The sequence below is a fragment of the Seonamhaeicola aphaedonensis genome, from assembly GCF_003386195.1.
Classification (GTDB): Bacteria; Bacteroidota; Bacteroidia; order Flavobacteriales; family Flavobacteriaceae; genus Seonamhaeicola; species Seonamhaeicola aphaedonensis.
Genome location: NZ_QRDX01000001.1, coordinates 261,161 through 279,696, shown reverse-complemented (window position 1 = coordinate 279,696; position 18,536 = coordinate 261,161). Strand labels below are relative to the sequence as shown.

The 18,536-nt window shown below is 34.0% G+C and carries 17 protein-coding genes; 13 read left to right on the top strand and 4 right to left on the bottom strand.

Annotation, left to right across the window (positions count from 1 at the left end):
* Nucleotides 1-9: 9 nt before the first annotated feature.
* Genes DFQ02_RS01295 through DFQ02_RS01260 form a run of 8 tightly spaced genes read left to right on the top strand, consistent with a single transcriptional unit; the run spans nt 10 to nt 8,417 of the window.
* Nucleotides 10-948, top strand: a complete 939-nt coding sequence (locus tag DFQ02_RS01295) for an N-acetylornithine carbamoyltransferase (RefSeq protein ID WP_116039653.1) — start codon at nt 10-12, stop codon at nt 946-948.
* A complete protein-coding gene (argB, locus tag DFQ02_RS01290) occupies nt 941-1,723 on the top strand; it encodes an acetylglutamate kinase (RefSeq protein ID WP_116039177.1) in 783 nt (260 codons plus the stop codon). Before DFQ02_RS01295 ends, argB begins: the two co-directional genes overlap by 8 nt.
* Before the next feature lie 2 nt (nt 1,724-1,725).
* Nucleotides 1,726-2,790 carry a M20 family metallo-hydrolase gene (locus DFQ02_RS01285; protein WP_116039176.1) on the top strand — a complete coding sequence of 355 codons (1,065 nt, stop codon included), beginning with the start codon at nt 1,726-1,728 and terminating at the stop codon, nt 2,788-2,790.
* Between the two features lie 34 nt (nt 2,791-2,824).
* Nucleotides 2,825-4,099 carry an argininosuccinate lyase gene (gene argH / locus DFQ02_RS01280; RefSeq protein WP_116039175.1) on the top strand — a complete coding sequence of 425 codons (1,275 nt, stop codon included), beginning with the start codon at nt 2,825-2,827 and terminating at the stop codon, nt 4,097-4,099.
* A gap of 17 nt (nt 4,100-4,116) precedes the next feature.
* The gene (locus DFQ02_RS01275; RefSeq protein WP_116039174.1) at nt 4,117-5,550 is read left to right on the top strand and encodes a sialate O-acetylesterase; all 1,434 of its coding nucleotides are present in this window, start codon (nt 4,117-4,119) and stop codon (nt 5,548-5,550) included.
* Nucleotides 5,551-5,609: 59 nt separating this feature from the next.
* Nucleotides 5,610-6,710: an NAD(P) transhydrogenase subunit alpha gene (locus tag DFQ02_RS01270; protein WP_116039173.1), complete on the top strand. Its 1,101-nt coding sequence runs from the start codon at nt 5,610-5,612 to the stop codon at nt 6,708-6,710.
* 10 nt (nt 6,711-6,720) lie between these two features.
* Nucleotides 6,721-7,029, top strand: a complete 309-nt coding sequence (locus DFQ02_RS01265; RefSeq protein ID WP_116039172.1) for an NAD(P) transhydrogenase subunit alpha — start codon at nt 6,721-6,723, stop codon at nt 7,027-7,029.
* The gene (locus DFQ02_RS01260; RefSeq protein WP_116039171.1) at nt 7,029-8,417 is read left to right on the top strand and encodes an NAD(P)(+) transhydrogenase (Re/Si-specific) subunit beta; all 1,389 of its coding nucleotides are present in this window, start codon (nt 7,029-7,031) and stop codon (nt 8,415-8,417) included. Before DFQ02_RS01265 ends, DFQ02_RS01260 begins: the two co-directional genes overlap by 1 nt.
* A 64-nt stretch (nt 8,418-8,481) precedes the next feature.
* On the opposite strand, the gene DFQ02_RS01255 is transcribed toward DFQ02_RS01260, so the two are convergent.
* From DFQ02_RS01255 to DFQ02_RS01240, 4 genes are all read right to left on the bottom strand, one after another.
* Nucleotides 8,482-9,969, bottom strand: coding sequence for a cellulose synthase family protein (locus DFQ02_RS01255; RefSeq protein WP_116039170.1), 1,488 nt, complete (start codon nt 9,967-9,969; stop codon nt 8,482-8,484).
* A complete protein-coding gene (locus DFQ02_RS01250; protein WP_116039169.1) occupies nt 9,969-10,658 on the bottom strand; it encodes a glycosyltransferase family 2 protein in 690 nt (229 codons plus the stop codon). Before DFQ02_RS01250 ends, DFQ02_RS01255 begins: the two co-directional genes overlap by 1 nt.
* 80 nt (nt 10,659-10,738) lie before the next feature.
* Nucleotides 10,739-12,331, bottom strand: coding sequence for a 4Fe-4S binding protein (locus DFQ02_RS01245; RefSeq protein WP_116039168.1), 1,593 nt, complete (start codon nt 12,329-12,331; stop codon nt 10,739-10,741).
* A gap of 1 nt (nt 12,332) precedes the next feature.
* A complete protein-coding gene (locus tag DFQ02_RS01240) occupies nt 12,333-13,631 on the bottom strand; it encodes an NAD(P)/FAD-dependent oxidoreductase (RefSeq protein ID WP_116039167.1) in 1,299 nt (432 codons plus the stop codon).
* Between the two features lie 204 nt (nt 13,632-13,835).
* On the opposite strand from DFQ02_RS01240, the gene DFQ02_RS01235 reads away from it, so the two are divergent.
* The 5 genes from DFQ02_RS01235 to DFQ02_RS01215 are packed head-to-tail and all read left to right on the top strand — an operon-like array spanning nt 13,836 to nt 18,534.
* The gene (locus DFQ02_RS01235) at nt 13,836-14,549 is read left to right on the top strand and encodes a DUF547 domain-containing protein (RefSeq protein WP_116039166.1); all 714 of its coding nucleotides are present in this window, start codon (nt 13,836-13,838) and stop codon (nt 14,547-14,549) included.
* A gap of 44 nt (nt 14,550-14,593) precedes the next feature.
* Nucleotides 14,594-15,499, top strand: coding sequence for a hypothetical protein (locus tag DFQ02_RS01230; protein WP_116039165.1), 906 nt, complete (start codon nt 14,594-14,596; stop codon nt 15,497-15,499).
* Between the two features lie 40 nt (nt 15,500-15,539).
* On the top strand, nt 15,540-16,547 hold the full coding sequence (locus DFQ02_RS01225) for a glycoside hydrolase family 113 (protein ID WP_116039164.1): 1,008 nt from the start codon (nt 15,540-15,542) through the stop codon (nt 16,545-16,547).
* The gene (locus DFQ02_RS01220; RefSeq protein ID WP_147297717.1) at nt 16,544-17,278 is read left to right on the top strand and encodes a hypothetical protein; all 735 of its coding nucleotides are present in this window, start codon (nt 16,544-16,546) and stop codon (nt 17,276-17,278) included. The genes DFQ02_RS01225 and DFQ02_RS01220 overlap by 4 nt, the downstream gene beginning before the upstream one ends.
* Nucleotides 17,275-18,534, top strand: a complete 1,260-nt coding sequence (locus DFQ02_RS01215; RefSeq protein WP_317124686.1) for a POTRA domain-containing protein — start codon at nt 17,275-17,277, stop codon at nt 18,532-18,534. Before DFQ02_RS01220 ends, DFQ02_RS01215 begins: the two co-directional genes overlap by 4 nt.
* Nucleotides 18,535-18,536: the final 2 nt, after the last annotated feature.

Below are 18,536 nucleotides of genomic sequence, written 5' to 3'. Positions count from 1 at the left end.
AGAGAAATAATGAAACATTACACTTCCATAAATGATATAGACAATATAGATGACTGGATTAAGGAAGCAAAAGAATTAAAAGCGAATCCGCTTAAATATAGAGACTTAGGAAAAGATAAAACATTAGGGTTGCTCTTTTTTAATTCTAGTTTACGCACACGCTTAAGTACTCAAAAGGCTGCTTTGAATTTAGGAATGAATCCTATAGTTATGAATGTATCAGGCGATGCATGGGGATTGGAGTTTGAAGATGGCACTGTAATGAATGGAAATATGGCTGAGCATATCAGAGAAGCTGCAGCGGTAGTATCTCAATATTGTGATATCATAGCAGTACGTGCATTTCCTACATTAACCGATAAAGAAAAAGATGAAAGTGAGCAGGTTATGAATGCTTTTATGAAATATGCTTCAGTACCAATTGTGAATATGGAAAGTGCAACAGGACATCCACTACAAGGATTTACAGATGCTTTAACTATTTCAGAATACAAAAAAGTTTCTAAACCTAAAGTGGTATTGAGTTGGGCGCCACATATAAAGGCGCTACCGCATGCCGTAGCCAATAGTTTTACCCAAGCCATGCAGAAAATGGATGTGGAGTTTGTGATAGCCAATCCTGAGGGGTATGATTTAAATCCTGAAATAACTGGAGACACCCCTGTTTATCACAATCAAAAAGAAGCGTTTGAAGATGCCGATTTTGTATACACGAAAAACTGGAGCTCTTATGAACATTACGGAAAAGTAGTGAATACAGACCCAGATTGGATGATTACAAAAGAAAAAATTGGCAATGCCAAGTTTATGCATTGTTTACCGGTAAGAAGAAATGTGGTGGTTAAAGATGCCGTATTAGATAGTGACAGTTCAATTGTAATTGAACAAGCCAATAACAGAACCTATGCAGCACAATTAGTGCTAAAAAAAATATTGGAAAATGGTTAAAGAAAAATTATCCATTGTAAAAATAGGAGGGAATATTATTGAAGACTCCAAATCCTTGGATGCTTTTTTACAATTATTTTCAAAATTAGAAGGTAAAAAAATACTAGTCCATGGTGGCGGTAAGCGTGCTACTAGTGTGGCTGCAAAATTAGGTATAAAGTCAAAAATGGTTGATGGTAGACGTATTACTGATGCAGAAACATTAGAGGTTATTACGATGGTTTATGGTGGTTTAGTAAACAAGAATATTGTTGCTAAACTACAAGCACTAAGTATTGATGCTATTGGATTAACCGGAGCGGATGTAAATAGTATCACATCATACAAAAGACCCGTAAAAGATATCGACTTTGGCTTTGTGGGTGATATAAAGAAAGTTGCTCACCAATCCATTGATAAACTAATTAAAGCAGATTTTACGCCGGTTTTTTGTGCCATAACACATGATGGTGATGGGCAATTGTTAAATACAAACGCCGATACTATTACATCTCAGGTTGCCGTTGGTATGAGCGAAGTCTATGAAACCTCGGTTTACTATTGTTTTGAATTGAATGGCGTATTAGAAGATATTAATGATAGGAACTCAGTAATTAAACATATCGATTCAAAAATATATAATGAATTGTTGAAAAAAGGTATTATAGCTGATGGCATGCTACCAAAACTAGAGAATTGTTTTGACGCTTTGAATAATGGTGTTAATACTATTAATATGGGAAATACATCTATGTTAACACAAGAAAATGATAATTTTACAATGATAACCTTGTAACGATGATTCAAGAATTAACCCAAGATGCTATCGCATTATTAAAGCAGTTAATTGAGACGCAATCATTTTCTTCAGAAGAAGACCAAACCGCATCTCATATCGAAGCTTGGTTTAAGCGTTATGATATTGAATACAAAAGAACCAAAAATAACGTTTGGGCAGTTAATAAATATTTTGAAGAAGGTAATCCAACGTTACTACTCAATTCCCATCACGATACCGTAAGACCTAATTCAGCATATACTAAAGACCCTTTTAAAGCCATTGTTGAAGATGGAAAATTATATGGTTTAGGAAGTAATGATGCGGGTGGTTGCTTGGTGTCTCTACTGGCAACTTTCACCTATTATTACCATCATAAAAAGCTAAAATATAATTTGGTGATTGTAGCTTCTGCAGAAGAAGAAAGTAGTGGCCCCAATGGTTTAAACAGTATGTTATCTGTGATTCCAAAAATTGATGTAGCCATTGTGGGAGAGCCAACCTTGATGAATTTAGCTATCGCAGAAAAAGGGCTAGTAGTTTTTGATGCAGTTATAACCGGTACACCAAGTCATGCAGCACACCCAAATGATGACAATGTGATTTATAAAGCTATTGATGTATTGCAGTGGTTTAAAGATTTTAAGTTTGAAAAGGGTTCTGAAGCTTTAGGTGATGTAAAATTAACAGTGAGCCAAATCAATGCAGGAAAACAACACAATGCGGTTCCAGCAGATTTGAATTTGGTAATTGATGTTAGGGTAAATGATGCTTATACTAATGCTGAAATAGACAAAATATTACAAGATAATGCGCCAGTAACCAGCATCACACCACGTAGTTTACGATTAAATTCATCGTCAATACCAACAGACCATGCTTTAGTTAAAGCAGGTATTGACATGGGACGAAGCACTTATGGGTCGCCAACCTTATCAGATCAAGCGGTTTTATCTTGTCCTAGTTTAAAACTAGGACCTGGAGATAGTACACGTTCGCATTCGGCAGATGAATTTATTTATTTAAACGAAATCGAAGAAGGTATTAAAATTTATGTTGAATTGTTGAATCGGGTAATCGTTTAAACGAATCAATATCTAAACGAATAAACAAGAAAAAATGAAACTCTGGGACAAAGGGATATCAATAGACAATAAAATAGAACAATTCACGGTAGGTAACGACCGAGAAATTGATATTCATATAGCAAAGTATGATGTTATTGCATCAAAAGCACACGCAAAAATGCTACAAAGTATTGGTGTTTTATCAGCCAAAGAATTAGAACAGCTTTTAGTAGGTCTGGAGGTTTTAGCTAAACAAATTGAGGAAGGAGTTTTTGTTATTGATGAACAATTTGAAGATGTACATTCTAAAATTGAATTTGAGTTAACGAAATCTTTGGGAGATGTTGGTAAAAAAATACACACAGCACGTTCAAGAAATGACCAAGTTTTAGTGGCATGTCATCTTTATTATAAAGAGAATTTAAAATTAATTAAAACCAAAGTAAAAACATTGTTTGATACACTTTTAGATTTGGCAGAAACGCATAAGGATAAACTTTTACCTGGTTATACGCACTTGCAAGTTGCTATGCCATCATCATTTGGGTTATGGTTTTCGGCTTATGCAGAGTTGATGATTGATGATGTGTTTTTATTAAATGCCGCTTTAAAAACGGTAGATCAAAATCCCTTAGGATCTGCCGCGGGCTATGGTAGTTCTTTTCCAATCGACAGAGAATTAACAACCCAAGAAATGGAATTTTCAACCTTAAAATATAATGTAGTTGCAGCACAAATGGGACGAGGAAAAAATGAACGCACTATTTCTGCAGCCTTAGGAAGTTTGGCAAACACCCTTTCAAGATTTGCTATGGATGTATGTTTATATATGAGTCAGAATTTCGGATTTGTAACCTTTCCAGATGAGTTAACCACAGGTAGTAGTATCATGCCTCATAAAAAGAATCCAGATGTATTTGAGTTGATTAGGGGAAAATCTAACAAGATTCAAGCGCTTCAAACAGAAATGGTATTAATCACCAATAACTTACCAAGTGGTTACCATAGAGATTTTCAGTTGTTAAAGGAAAATATGATTGCTGCTTTTGAAGATCTAAAAGATATTCTGGATATTTTCAACTATGCCATTCAGCAAGTAATTGTAAAAGATGTTGATTTGAATGATGATAAATACAAATATCTTTTTACTGTAGACAATATCAATACGCTTGTTGTTGAAGGGCAAAGCTTTAGAGAAGCTTATCAAAAAATTGGAGGAGAAGTACAAGACGGTACTTATATTCCAGATACTTCTAAACAACATACCCATGTAGGAAGTATTCACAATTTATCTCTAGATAAAATAAAGGCAAAATTTCCTCAGTAATTTAAAAATCAATTAAAATGAAAGCAAAGAAACTACATTTACTAGCTATCTTATTTTTTTCCTTAATGGTACAATTGGTTAGAGCTGAAGTTAAACTTCCAGCCATAGTTTCTTCAAATATGGTGTTACAGAGAGATACAACAGTTGAATTATGGGGATGGGCAGATGCTAACGAAAAATTTTCCATTAAATCGAGTTGGCTAACAGAGGAGCTAAAAATAAAAGCAGATGATTATGGAAATTGGCGTATTTCAGTAAATACAAATGATAGTAAAGCGCCTCAAACAATAGAAATAAAAACGCAAACTTCCACCATTATTTTAGATAATATCCTATTTGGTGAAGTATGGCTGTGTTCAGGTCAGTCCAATATGTTTCAACCATTAAGAGGGTATAATGGTCAGCCAACATTTGGAGGGAATAAAGCCATAATGCTTTCAAAAAATGCGAATTTGCGTTTGTTTACAGCAAATAAAAAAACCTCTGAAACACCTTTACAAGACTTGAGAGATTTTAATAGTTGGACGCATGCATCACCTGAAACTGTTTCAGAGTTTAGTGCTGTCGCCTATTTTTTTGGAAAACAATTACAAGAAATTTTAGACGTTCCGGTGGGTCTTATTCATTCGTCATGGGGTGGTAGTAAGATAGAAGCATGGATGAGTGCTGAGGTTTTAGAAAACTTGCAGGAGGAAGGAGTAAGTATGGCACCTGCAAGTAAAAGCCCGCAACGCTCCCCAACCATACTTTTTAACGCTATGATAAATCCATTAATACCCTATAAGATAAAAGGTGTGTTATGGTATCAAGGAGAGGCTAATAGACAAGATCCTAATTCTTATAAAATTTTATTTCCAGCAATGGTAAAAGATTGGCGAGAGCGCTGGGGAGGAGAAGAATTTCCCATCTATTATGCTCAAATAGCTCCATATATATACAGTGGAGATGAGGAATATAAAAAGAAAACGGATAATACAGCATATATACGGGAAGCCCAATTAGAATGTTTGAATTTAATTCCAAATTCTGGAATAGCTATTACTCTAGATATAGGCGAAGAAAAATTTATCCATCCACCCAAAAAGAAAGAAGTTGCAGATAGGTTGTTATTTAATGCTTTAAATCAAACTTATGGCTATACTGCAATAGATTATGCGTCACCAACCTACAAATCCTATATGGTTAAAAATGGAACAATTATTTTAGAGTTTAACAATGTAAATGGTGGTTTGTATAATAAAAAAGGGCTATCTGATTTTGAAATTGCAGGAGACGATAAGGTGTTTTATCCAGCGGAAGCTCAAATTATTGAAGGTAATAAGGTATTGGTGCACAATAATAAAGTAACAGAGCCAAAAGCTGTACGTTATGCCTGGAAAAATTGGGTAAGAGGAACGTTGTTTGATACAAGCTTATTACCGGTTTCATCTTTCAGAACAGACAATTGGTGATATAACTATTAATTCTAATCATAAAATACTAACCAAAAACTAGACTAATTAATAACAAAATGAAAATAGGAGTTTTAAAGGAATCTCAAAATGGTGAAAAGCGCGTTGCTTTATCCCCTTTTATAACTAAGAAATTGGTTGAAAAAGGATTTGAGATTTTTGTTGAAAAAAGTGCTGGAGAAAATTCTTTATATAGAGATTCTGATTATAAAGAAGCAGGAGCGTCTTTATCTACCAAAGAAGACGTTTTTAAGTCAGCACAGGTACTAATTAAAATTAATCCATTTGATGATGAAGATTTAAAGCTAGTACAAAGCCATCATATTTTGATGAGTCAACTTTATCACAAATCAAATCCAGAATTAATCAAAGCTATTTCAGAAAAAGGGGCAACTGCCTTCTCACTTGATGCTATGCCACGTATTTCTAGAGCACAAGATATGGATGTTTTAAGTTCGCAAAATAACTTAGCGGGTTATAAGGCAGTCATTTTAGGAGCTTACGAAATGACAAAAATTTTCCCTTTAATGATGACAGCTGCAGGAACTATTACACCATCAAGAGTCTTGATTTACGGTGTTGGCGTTGCAGGTTTACAAGCAATTGCTACTGCTAAACGTTTAGGGGCAGTTGTTGAAGCAACTGATATTAGATCTGAAACCAAGGAACAAGCAGAGTCCTTAGGTGCAAAATTTATTTCAGTTGATAATACTGGAGAGGCGTCTGAAGGAGGTTATGCCAAAGAAGCTTCAGAAGATTATCAAAAAAGGCAAAAAGAAGCAGTGAATGAATCTTTATTCAAAGCAGATTTGGTAATTACAACGGCTAATGTTCCTGGTAGAAAAGCACCAGTTTTAATTACTGAAGAACAAGTAAAACAAATGAAGAATGGTGCTGTAATAATTGATTTAGCAGCGGCACAAGGTGGAAACTGTGAGGTAAGTAAACTCAATGAAAAGGTAATTGTTAGCGGTGTTAAAGTTATTGGAACTAGTGTTGCGCCAGAGAGTGTTTCTACTAATGCCAGTGAGCTATATGCTAAAAATATATATAACTTTATTGTACACTTAACAGAAAACTTGAAATTTAAATGGGATTTAGAGGAAGAGATTACCAATGAAACCCTTATTGTTCAAGACGGAGTTCAACGTAAAAAATAACTAACCAAAAATGGAAAATTTAATAGAATTTATTAGTAGCAATTTACAGATTGTTTACATCATTATTTTAGCAACCTTTGTTGGAGTAGAGCTAATTAAGAGTATCCCCGCTGTTTTACATACACCATTAATGTCTGGAGCCAATGCCTTGAGTGGTGTGGTCATCGTTGGGGCTATTTTGGTAATGTTGCATTCAGACCCTACAGATTATTTGGCTTTATCGCTTGGGTTTGTAGCGGTTGTATTAGGAATTTTAAATGTTGTTGGTGGTTTTGCCGTTACCAACAGAATGTTAGAAATGTTTAAAAAGAAGAAATAATGAGTGTAACATTAAGTATAATTTATCTAATCGCAACGGTAACATTTGTATTTGGATTAAAGCGATTAGGACACCCAGATACAGCCAAATCAGGAAATTTAATTGCAGCTGCAGGTATGGGTATAGCCATTATTGGAACCATTTTTATTCACGATTTGGAGGTGCCAACTATTATTTATGTTTTAATAGGTATTGCCATTTTAGTAGGAACTATTATTGGATGGCTAATTGCTATTAAGGTTGAAATGACCAAAATGCCAGAGTTAGTATCTTTATTTAACGGTTTTGGTGGTGCCAGTGCTGCTTTAATTGGTATTGTAGAGTTTGGTAATGCTGATATTTCTGCAACAAGTGCCTCTGTGGTGGCTACTATTTTAGCTGCTATTATTATTGGTGCAATTACCTTTTCAGGAAGTTTAATGGCCTTTGGGAAGTTGAATGGTTCTGTAAAGAGTGTCATCAAGATTCCTCAATATAATATAGTAAACAACCTATTCATTGTTGGTGTGGTTGTTTTAGCTGTTTATATGGTTGCGGGTGGTATTGACAGCTCACTATTATTATATGCTTTATTAGCTGGCGGATTGGTTTATGGTATCTTATTTGTTATGCCTATTGGAGGAGCTGATATGCCTGTGGTAATCTCATTATTGAACTCCTTAACTGGTATTGCCGCTGCTATTACTGGAGTCTTGTATGATAATATGGTCATGTTAGTTGGAGGTATTTTGGTAGGTTCTGCAGGAATCATTTTAACGGTGGCTATGTGTGTAGCTATGAATAGAACCTTAGCATCTGTTATATTTGGTTCATTCACTGCCACTGCAGGACCAGAAGGAGTCAATAAAACCATGGGTTCTATTAAGAGCACAACTGCTAGTGATACGGCTATTATGATGAACTATGCAACTAATGTAATTATTGTTCCTGGTTATGGATTAGCTGTAGCTCAAGCGCAGCATGTTATTCATGAGTTAGAAGAACTTCTGACAAAAAAAGGTGTTAATGTTAAGTATGCTATTCACCCTGTAGCGGGACGCATGCCTGGTCATATGAATGTACTTTTGGCAGAATCTAATGTTGAGTATGATATGCTTGTTGAAATGGAAGATATTAATCCCCAGTTCAACAATACTGATGTGGTTTTAGTTGTTGGTGCCAATGATGTTGTTAATCCTGCAGCGCATAATGATCCATCAAGTCCTATTTATGGTATGCCTATTTTGGATGTTGAAAACTCAAAGCATATTGTTGTAAATAAGCGAAGTATGAATGTAGGTTATGCAGGAATTGACAATGAATTATTCTATAACGCTAAAACTGCTATGTTATTTGGTGATGCCAAAAAAGTATTAACAGATTTGGTTTCAGAGTTGAAGAATATGTAAATAAAAGATGGTTTAAAATCAAGGCTTTTTGTTTGATACAAAAGGCCTTTTTTTATTCACTTTCTTAAACTTTAGATGCTAGCGATTTAATAAACACGTACCCAAAACCAATAAAGAGCATCAAGTGAAATGGAAAAAGACCAAAGTCACCACCTTGGTCACCTACTACAAAAGCACTATACATACCAAATCCAAAATAAAGCATCAAAGCACCTTCAAAAATCACATGTACAGAAACTGTTTTTTTGATGTATTTATTATTTTTCCAGTTGTCTTTAAACTTACTAATATTAAATTTAGGCGTACGTACAAATTCACTTTTCTTTCCTAAATGACCTTCTAGAACAGCAATAGAATTATGCAGAGAAAACCCCATAGCTATGGAAAAGAAGACAAAGAACATACCAATGTAGCCCACAAAGTTTTTGAGGCCTTTACCATATATGTTTTTGTACATAATCCAGTAGCATATAAAGAAAATAACTGTACTAAGTACAAAGAAACTCATTACCAAAAAATAGGTTTTTAAATGTGCATATTCGTTCTTTATGTAGAGCATAGGAATACTTAAAACTGCCACTATAAGAATGTTTAAAAACATGGTGCTGTTTAGTAGATGTAATAACCCGTGAACCTTGGTTTTGGCAGAAATATTTTGACTCTTTATAACACGCCACATCATTTTTCTAAAGTTTTCAGCCCCTCCTTTATTCCATCTAAATTGTTGTGAACGCGCAGCACTTATAACCACAGGTAGTTCCGCAGGTGTTTCAACATCTTCAAGGTATTTAAATTTCCAGTTTCTTAATTGTGCACGGTAACTAAGATCAAGGTCTTCGGTTAAGGTATCGCCTTCCCAATTTCCGGCATCAATGATACACTGTTTACGCCAAATACCAGCTGTTCCATTAAAGTTAATAAAATGCCCCTTGCTGTTTCTTCCAACTTGTTCTAAGGTAAAATGAGCATCTAATGCAAAAGCTTGAATTTTGGTTAGTAAAGAATAATTTCGGTTTATGTGTCCCCAACGGGTTTGAACTACACCAATGTCTTCGTTTTTAAAATAAGGTACCGTGCGTTTTAACCAATCTGATTTCGGTAAAAAATCAGAGTCGAAGATGGCAATAAATTCGCCTTTGGCAATTTCTAATCCTTCTTTTAGGGCACCAGCCTTGAACCCAACACGATTAGTTCTCGTAATATGCTTAATATCTAATCCGGTTTGCTGAAGTTTTTCTATCTGTTCCGCTGTACTATTAACGGTTTCATCAGTAGAATCATCTAATACTTGAATTTCCAATTTATCATGTGGATAATCAATTTTAGCAATATTATCCAACAAACGTTCCATGACATACATTTCGTTATATACCGGAAGTTGTATAGTGACATAAGGGACTTCATCAGGATTTGATAAATCAAACTTAGGTGAATCACCTTTTTGCTTTGCAGAAACGTAATTGAATAATAAATTTAATTGAGCCAAAGCATACATGAAAATGAGTAATATAGCAATGGTATATATAAGAATAACGATGGTTTCTATAATCATTATTTAAAACTGTATTTAAATATCCAACCTAATATTTTTATGCCTGCAAATATAGCACCTTTTACAGTACCTGAAACTTTTGATACTCCTATTCTATTTCTATACCTCACTGGGATTTCAATATAACTAAGCTTTTGTTTCAAGACCTTAAGTTGCATTTCTACTGTCCAGCCATAGGTCTTATCTTCCATTTTAAGTGCTAATAATGTATCAAATTTAATAGCTCTAAAGGGACCTAAGTCAGTAAATTTAGATCTAAACATTAGTTTCATTAAAAAAGTAGCCAACCAATTACCAAATATCTGCGGAAAAGTCATAGAACCAGATTCTCTAAGTTCTTTTACTCTTGCCCCAATCACAAAATCTAAATTATCATTAATAATAGGATTAACTATTTTAGTTAGTTCTTCGGGGTAATCGGAGTAATCACCATCTAAGAAAACGATAATATCAGGTTTGTTGGGTTTATTGTTCACATAATCTATTCCCTTTAAGCAGGCATAACCGTAACCTTTTCTGTTTTCTAGTAAAACAGTGGCTCCCGTATTACGTGCATAAATCTCGGTATCATCAGTTGAATTATTACTAACAACAATTATTTCATCAACTATCTCAGGAATATCATTTATTACGTTAGCAATAGAATCAGCTTCATTATGAGCAGGAATGATAACCTTAATTACGGGCATAAATTGTTATTAAGTGGCAAAAATACAATAAGCGATTTAGGTGGTCAAATTATAGGACAACAACTTGATTATAAATAAGTTTAAGATTTATTTACTAAATCCATCAAATCTACATCATTCCCCAACAATACTTCGGTTGGGTTAATACGTCCTTTTTGAGGGCCATTCTCTAGTTTTAAAACACCTCTTGGGCAAACAGCAGAACAAATACCGCAACCTACGCAACTGGCACGTACAATATTTTCACCTTTTTGCGCGTAAGAACGTACATCTATGCCCATTTCGCAATACGTGGAGCAGTTACCGCATGAAATACATTGCCCGCCATTGGTGGTTATTCTAAATTTTGAGAATAAGCGTTGTTGTAATCCTAAAATACCAGCCATAGGGCAACCCATGCGGCACCAAACACGGTTACCTAGCAAAGGATAAAAGCCTGTTCCAATAACTCCAGAGAATATAGAGCCGATTAAAAATCCATAGAAGCTTCTTAAATCTCCTGATTCAAAAATAAATACTTTATTGTTTTGTGTGCCAGAAAAGTAATGTATTCCTATAAGGGCAAGTACAATTACTAAATATCCTATAGCACCATAACGCGCATCCTTTTTTAGCTCTTCTTTTTTAAAGTACCAAATTACTGCGAATAACAGCCCCAAAAATACAGCAACACTAATTAAAAAGATATCTTTTGTTAACCAGTATTTTTCAGAATCGTAACCAAGATAAGTACTGATTACAGCAGTGGTCATAACAACTGAAAACGCTAATACAGAATGAATTACCCAACGTTCTACTTTCCAAGCAAACATGCTCTTGTCACTTAACTGTCTAAAAGAGTCTCCTGCTGTTTCAGCTAAACCACCGCATCCGCACACCCAAGAACAGTACCAACGTTTACCGTACTTGTATGTTAAAAATGGGGAGATAACAAACACAGAGAGTATTCCAAAAATTAAAAAAGCCAAACCTATATTACCTGCATTTATAAACTGATCTACACGCCAACCATCAAAAGCATAATAGTTTAGTGGCCACATATTCTTCAAATCGTTGTAAGGTAAAGAAAAGCTATCGCTATTTAGTCGTGCCATTAATTCTGGAATAATAAAAGCGAAGGCGGTTTGAAAAAACATAACGCTTATAGTTCTTAATTGTTCGTAGCGATTGTGTTTGTATTTCCAGATAAATTTGATACCAAATGCCAGTATAGCAACCGTATAAAGTGTGCCATAAACAAACCATTGGCTCGCAGGGTTACCACTTAAGAATTTACTTAAGGGATCAAAAAGAGCTATTAATCCTGTATTGCCATCAGGGTTTGCTCCCAAGAGACCTTCATAAAAGTAGAGTATTACATAAAAACCTGTTAATGTAATGCCTGCTAACCATCCCCAAAAACCTCTGCTTGAGATGCTTTTAAACCAAACACCGTGGTTTTTTATACCTTTTAGTTTATCGTTATACAAACCTTTTGAAAATAAAAGAATACCCCCAGCAAGAGCAATTAGGGCTATGGTAAGCCAAAGGGCTTTATCTTCTATATCACCAAAAAGTGAATACATTAATATTACTAAACCACCAAAGCCTATTATTGTACCTGTTTTTTGTAAAGGATTTAGGTGGTCTGAGACATCTCCCGTAAGAGACATGTTACGTTGTATAGTTGCCATGTTATGTTGTAATAAGATTGTTTTTAAAAGCGTTAAAAATGTCTGTTTCGTAGTGCTTGAAAAACTCAGGGTCAAAATTAGCCTTTGATAAGTTTTTCATTACAAAATCTACATCGCGTTCTTCATTAAGCCAAGTATTAAAAACTTCATGCCGCATGCGTATGCCAAAAGTGTTAATGCCAAGAAATTTATTAGTGTTGGTATCATAACACACCGTAATACACTTGGTGTCGTCTTTATGTATCCAGTGAAAATGTGCTTCGTTTTCTCTAGGCTTAGAGAACACCCATCCGTAGGTTTGATATTCTATGTCAAAAAATTTGGCCGAATTAAACCAGTGCCCTGGGTTGTATGGAATGCGATTACCGCAAATGGTTCGTGCCACGGTTTCGCCCATCATTCTGCCAGTGTACCAAACGGCTTCGATGGGTCTGCGTTGGTCTATACTTTCATATTGTTCGGCACAATCGCCTATAGCATAAATATCTGTAATGTTGGTTTCTAAATATCTGTTTACCTTTACGCCACGACCAGTTTCAATTTTAGAACCTTTTATAAAATCAATATTAGGAGATACGCCTGCGGTTAATCCTACTACATCACAAGCTATTTCTTCACCTGTTTCTGCAATGACTACAGATTTCGCTTTACCATTTTCATCAGCTTTAATTTCTTTAAGATTTGCACCTAAACGTAAATCAATATGATGATTTTTTATATGTCTGTTTATCATGGCGCTTTCGCCTTCGGGTAAAACACCGTTCCAAAAACTACTTTCACGTACTAAAAAGGTAACAGGTATGTCTCTAGAGCTTAGCATTTCGGCTAATTCAATACCAATTAAGCCGCCACCAACTATAACCCCTCTTTTACAAACCTTATTGTTGGGAGCATACTTTTCGAGATTTTCTAAATCTTGTTTGTGGTACATGCCCATAACACCATCTAAATCTTGCCCAGGCCATCCAAACTTATTGGGTTTACTACCAGTAGCAATAATTAATTTGTCATAGCTCAAAGTTTCACCATTAGAAAAATGAAGAAGCTTATTTTTACTTTCAATAGACTTTACATACCCCTTTTTTAAGTCGATTTTATTTTTCTTCCAGAACCATTTTTCGTAGGGTTGGGTGTGCTCAAATTTCATATGCCCCATGTAAACGTACATTAACGCAGTTCGGGAGAAGAAATAATCAGTTTCAGAAGAAACAATAGTAATTTTTTTATTGGAAAGTTTTCTAATGTGTCTGGCTGCAGTAACGCCAGAAATACCATTTCCTATAATAACGATGTGTTCCATAATTTTTGGATGTTATGTGCTATTAGGTCGCACTTAAATATAAGAACTTAAAAAGCTAATATAATTTAGAACAAGTTTAAATTGTAAGGGAGCTGTAAGGATTATTGACGTTTAAAGACGCGAGAAATTTGCAAATTTTTTTGAAAGTTTCATTAAGTAAGGAAGACTTAAGGTTCAGAAAATTAAAATTTAAATCTCTTATAAATGAAATCAAATATTTTATTCATAACCTTTTTAACCGTTGTGGTATCAGTAAAAGCTCAAGACTTAAATACGTTTTTCAACAAAGCTGATATTTTTTTAAAGGCAAACGTAGCAAATGGCAGAGTAGCATATGGGAACATAGCTAAAGACCCCTCTAAATTAAATGAAATTTTAAAAATTGCAGAAGGTATTTCGGTATCTAAAAGTGATGCTGAAAATTATCAAGCGTTTTGGATTAATGCTTATAATTTATCTGTAATAAAAGGACTAATCGATAACTATCCAATCAACTCACCACTTGATAAAACAGGGTTTTTCGATAAAACCACCTACAGTTTAGCCGGTAAAGATATTACCCTTAATGATATTGAACACAAACTTTTGAGAGCACAGTTTAATGATGCGCGTTTTCATTTTGTTTTAGTATGTGGTGCTATTGGGTGTCCACCATTAATAAGCGAAGCATATTTGCCTAATAACTTGGAACAGCAATTGGATTCTCAAACTAAAAAGGCTATAAATGGGAATTTTATTCAGGTGAATACCAAGAAAAATCGTGTGCAAGTATCGCAAATTATGGAATGGTATAAAGATGATTTTATAGGTAATGGTATGGATGAAATTGATTTTATTAACAAACATAGAAGCGAAAAATTAGAAGGTAAATGGAAGCTTAGTTACTTTCCTTACAATTGGACAATTAATAAACAATAACATCAAATTTTTAAAAACGAAATAATAAACCAAAAATCAAAACAATGAAAAAAATAATAGTAATAGTGTTGGCATTAGTAGCGATATCCTTTAATGGATTTTCGCAAGAAGAAGCACAAGAGGAACGTAGTGTAATTCAAACCTATACCCCATCAATTCTTCTTAAAAAAGGGCAATGGGATATAAAATGGTTTAACAATTTGTATACGGAAACAAAAGATTTGTTTGGGAATTCAGAGGGGACACAAAAACGAGATATTCCTAGAAATACATTTTTCACATCAAGTGTTGATATTTTTACAGGAGTGTCTAGTAACAATAGTTTTAACGTTGGTCTGTTATTTGAAGTGCGTTCAAACGCTATAGGGGGTAGAAATACTCTAGATGTCTTTTCTTTTGATGGAGAAACGGGTACGGCGCGTTCCGGTTTAACATCATTTGCTCCCGCAATTAAGTTTAACCCAATAAAAAGTCTTGGTAATTTTACTATTCAAACCGCCTTTCATATTCCACTAATAGACAATGAATCTGAAGATGGTGTGTTTTTAGATCAAGACGGTTTCATTTTTCAAAATAGATTTTTTTATGATTATAGTTTTTCGGGAGGCGATTGGCAATTATTCACAGAGTTGAACACAGAGTATAACTTTGGGGAGCAATCTAGTTTTGCATACAATAGTTTACGCCTAACTCCTGGTGTGTTTTTAAGCTATTTCCCTAGTTCTAAATTCACAGTATTAGGTTTAGTGCAACATTTGCAATTGATTTCCTTTGGAGGTAACGACCAAGGAGAGAATGATTTTAGTCAAAATGCCTCCATACTTGGTGGAGGTGCTAAATATCAGTTAACAAAAGAACTGAATATTGAGTTTTTATACTCCAATTTCTTTAGAGGTAAGAATTCAGGTTTGGGTCAGACATTTAACATTGGTTTAAGAGCGTTGTTTTAATTCTTAAGTAGTAAATTAGGGATTTGCAAATCATCAAATAATGAAAAGATTAAAATCCCTAATAGTTCTAGTACTAAGCTTGCTTTTAAATTCCTGTGCTGCACAGTTAGAGAAAATAAATGGTGTAAGCTTTGTTGCTTCTAGGGACAGAATTTATGAATATCACGTAAAACCTGTAGTGCAGGTCAACGCAAATTATGCTTCGGTTATGCCATTTGGGTTTCTCAGAACTATTAATAGTCCTAATGTAATTTATAATACCGAGCGCCAATGGTTTGGTGAAACTAAAGAAGGGGCTAAGCAATATATTAATGAACTCAGAAAACAAAATATTAAAATTATGCTCAAACCTCAAATTTGGGTTTGGCGAGGTGAGTTTACGGGTTATATTAAAATGAATAGTGATGATGATTGGAAAATCTTAGAGGATAGCTATTCAAAATTCATTTTGGATTACGCGCAATTAGCTGAAGAATTAAAAGTTGAAATTTTTTGTATGGGTACAGAGCTTGAAGCTTTTATTGATAATAGACCTAACTATTGGTTTGATTTAATAAAAAAAGTAAAAAAAGTTTATAGAGGTAATATCACTTATGCAGCCAATTGGGATGAATTTAAGCGAACACCATTTTGGAGCAAATTAGATTTTATAGGTATTGATGCTTATTTTCCTTTGAGTAAAAATAAAACGCCATCTGTTAAAGATTGTTTAGAAGGATGGCAAAATCACTTACCTGAAATAGAGAAAAAACAAGAAATTTTTAATAAACCTATTTTATTCACTGAGTTTGGTTACAGGAGTGTGGATTTTTCAGTTAAAGAGCCTTGGAAAAGTGATAGAGAAATGAATCAGGTTAATTTAGAGGCTCAGACCAACGCAACCAAAGCACTGTTTCAAACTTTTTGGGATAAAGAATGGTTTTCTGGGGGTTTTCTCTGGAAATGGTATCACAACCATGAAAAGGCAGGAGGCTTGAACAATTCTAGATTTACACCACAAAATAAACCCGCAGAAGCCATAATTAAATTACATTACAGTAAGTTATGAAGCGATTAATTTACTACATACCTTTATTTCTATTAATGACGTGTTTAGAAGACGATAGTGTTCCTTTAGTAAATGATAATGAAACCATTTTATCGAACTTTTTAATAGATAAAACATTTCTAAATGATCAAGTAATAGCTTGTGCAGCAAGTGATAATGGTATTCCAGACATTAACAATATATATTTTTATCCGGAAGATGGTTCATCAGACTTTAGGCTCTACCAATCTTGGGCTGAAGATGGAAAGGACTTTTCAAAATATCAGTTTGTGCCACAAAAATCAGAACCTTTTTTTCAAGGTGCTTTAAGAGTATTTAAACTACGGTCTGATTGTAAATGGACTCTAGTAGTTTTTGAAAAGGAAGGCAAAACTGAAATTTCAACTCCTATTAGAATGAAGTTAAGTTTTCAACCAACAGTTTGGAGTACAGATATAATGGTTGATCAATCTAGTTCTTTAATGCCTCATTTTTCTTGGTCAACACTATCTGAAGAAAACAATGTTATTTTTTTTCAAGTGTTGTCTACAGAAGCATTGGAGTTATTGTCAGGTACTTATACAAAAGAGAATCATTTTCAATATTATAATTTAAAAAATGTTGTTTTAAATGTAACCCGAAATGAACCACCTAATTTAATTTCAGGAGAAACTTATATATTTACAGTTATGGATGTGAGCATAGATAATTGGGTAAACCATGTTATAATGTCACCTTTTACTGTTGAATGATGAATATTAAACTTTTGTTGTGTGTACTCTTATGTGTTTCTTTTTTTGCAAATGCACAGGATAAGTTAATTTCAGATATCAAAATTCAAGGAAATAAAAAGATAAAGTCATCATTTATCAAAAAAATAGCATCTGTAAAACCTGGTGATGTATTAGATTCATTGAAAATTGAGGAAGATATAAAGCTTATTAAGCGATTACCTTCGGTGTCGCATGCCTCATATCAAGTTTTTATCTCTAAGAGTAATGAGTACAACGTTTTTTATAATATTGAGGAAAACTTCACTTTAATTCCTAGTGTGAACTTTTACACTACCGATGATGATGAATTTGCATATAGAATTGGGGTTTATGAATTTAATGTGTTCGGAAGAAATATCATTTTTGGAGGGTTTTATCAGAAGGATGTTTACGATTCTCATGCCATAAATTTTAGAGCGCCTTTTTTGTTTTCTAGCCATTGGGGGTTAGCGGTTAATTATCAAGATTTAACAACTTTAGAACCCGTTTTTTTTGCAGATGAAACAGCTCAATATAGATACAACAATAAAAGCTATGAAATCTTAGGTTTGTATCGTTTTGATTTTAATAATAGGTTGGAATTTGGAATTAACTACTTTAAAGAGGATTATAGGTTTAGGGGTGAGAATGTTAATGATAGACCAGAGTTGAATGTAAAAAAATGGCTAGCTAAGGGAGTTTACGAGTTCAATGACCTTAACTATGATTATCAGTACGTTTCTGGTTTTAGAAATATATTTAATTTTCAGTATGTAACTTCAACTAATGATATGCTTCCTGATTTTTTTATTGGCTGGAACGATTTTTTTTATTTCAAGAAAATAGGAGATAAAGGCAATTGGGCCAGTAGAATGAGGTTGGGGCTATCTTCAAATGATGAAACGCCTTTTGCCCCTTTTTCGGTTGATAATAATTTAAATGTTAGGGGTGTAGGAAATACTATTGATAGAGGAACGGGTGTTATTGTCTTGAACTCAGAATATAGGCACACTGTTTATGAAAAAAACTGGTTTGTTTTACAAAGTAATATTTTTGTAGATGCTGGGACATGGCGTAATCCAGGGGGAGATTTTGGAGACTTTAGCAAATCTGATAATGTAAAAGTATACCCTGGTTTAGGGCTTCGTTTTATTCATAAAAAAATATACAACGCTATTTTTAGAATTGATTATGGTTATGGTATTTCAGAAAATGCTACCAAAGGTTTTGTATTTGGTATTGGGCAATATTTTTAATG

Bases quoted from the DNA above. Each gene is read 5' to 3' on its own strand.
- DFQ02_RS01230 (WP_116039165.1), top strand. From the start codon at position 14,594: ATGAAAAAAATAATAGTAATAGTGTTGGCATTAGTAGCGATATCCTTT.
- DFQ02_RS01250 (WP_116039169.1), bottom strand. From the start codon at position 10,658: ATGCCCGTAATTAAGGTTATCATTCCTGCTCATAATGAAGCTGATTCT.
- argH (WP_116039175.1), top strand. From the start codon at position 2,825: ATGAAACTCTGGGACAAAGGGATATCAATAGACAATAAAATAGAACAA.
- DFQ02_RS01255 (WP_116039170.1), bottom strand. From the start codon at position 9,969: ATGATTATAGAAACCATCGTTATTCTTATATATACCATTGCTATATTA.
- DFQ02_RS01275 (WP_116039174.1), top strand. From the start codon at position 4,117: ATGAAAGCAAAGAAACTACATTTACTAGCTATCTTATTTTTTTCCTTA.
- DFQ02_RS01245 (WP_116039168.1), bottom strand. From the start codon at position 12,331: ATGGCAACTATACAACGTAACATGTCTCTTACGGGAGATGTCTCAGAC.
- DFQ02_RS01265 (WP_116039172.1), top strand. From the start codon at position 6,721: ATGGAAAATTTAATAGAATTTATTAGTAGCAATTTACAGATTGTTTAC.
- DFQ02_RS01220 (WP_147297717.1), top strand. From the start codon at position 16,544: ATGAAGCGATTAATTTACTACATACCTTTATTTCTATTAATGACGTGT.
- DFQ02_RS01260 (WP_116039171.1), top strand. From the start codon at position 7,029: ATGAGTGTAACATTAAGTATAATTTATCTAATCGCAACGGTAACATTT.
- DFQ02_RS01270 (WP_116039173.1), top strand. From the start codon at position 5,610: ATGAAAATAGGAGTTTTAAAGGAATCTCAAAATGGTGAAAAGCGCGTT.
- argB (WP_116039177.1), top strand. From the start codon at position 941: ATGGTTAAAGAAAAATTATCCATTGTAAAAATAGGAGGGAATATTATT.
- DFQ02_RS01295 (WP_116039653.1), top strand. From the start codon at position 10: ATGAAACATTACACTTCCATAAATGATATAGACAATATAGATGACTGG.
- DFQ02_RS01225 (WP_116039164.1), top strand. From the start codon at position 15,540: ATGAAAAGATTAAAATCCCTAATAGTTCTAGTACTAAGCTTGCTTTTA.
- DFQ02_RS01240 (WP_116039167.1), bottom strand. From the start codon at position 13,631: ATGGAACACATCGTTATTATAGGAAATGGTATTTCTGGCGTTACTGCA.
- DFQ02_RS01235 (WP_116039166.1), top strand. From the start codon at position 13,836: ATGAAATCAAATATTTTATTCATAACCTTTTTAACCGTTGTGGTATCA.
- DFQ02_RS01215 (WP_317124686.1), top strand. From the start codon at position 17,275: ATGATGAATATTAAACTTTTGTTGTGTGTACTCTTATGTGTTTCTTTT.
- DFQ02_RS01285 (WP_116039176.1), top strand. From the start codon at position 1,726: ATGATTCAAGAATTAACCCAAGATGCTATCGCATTATTAAAGCAGTTA.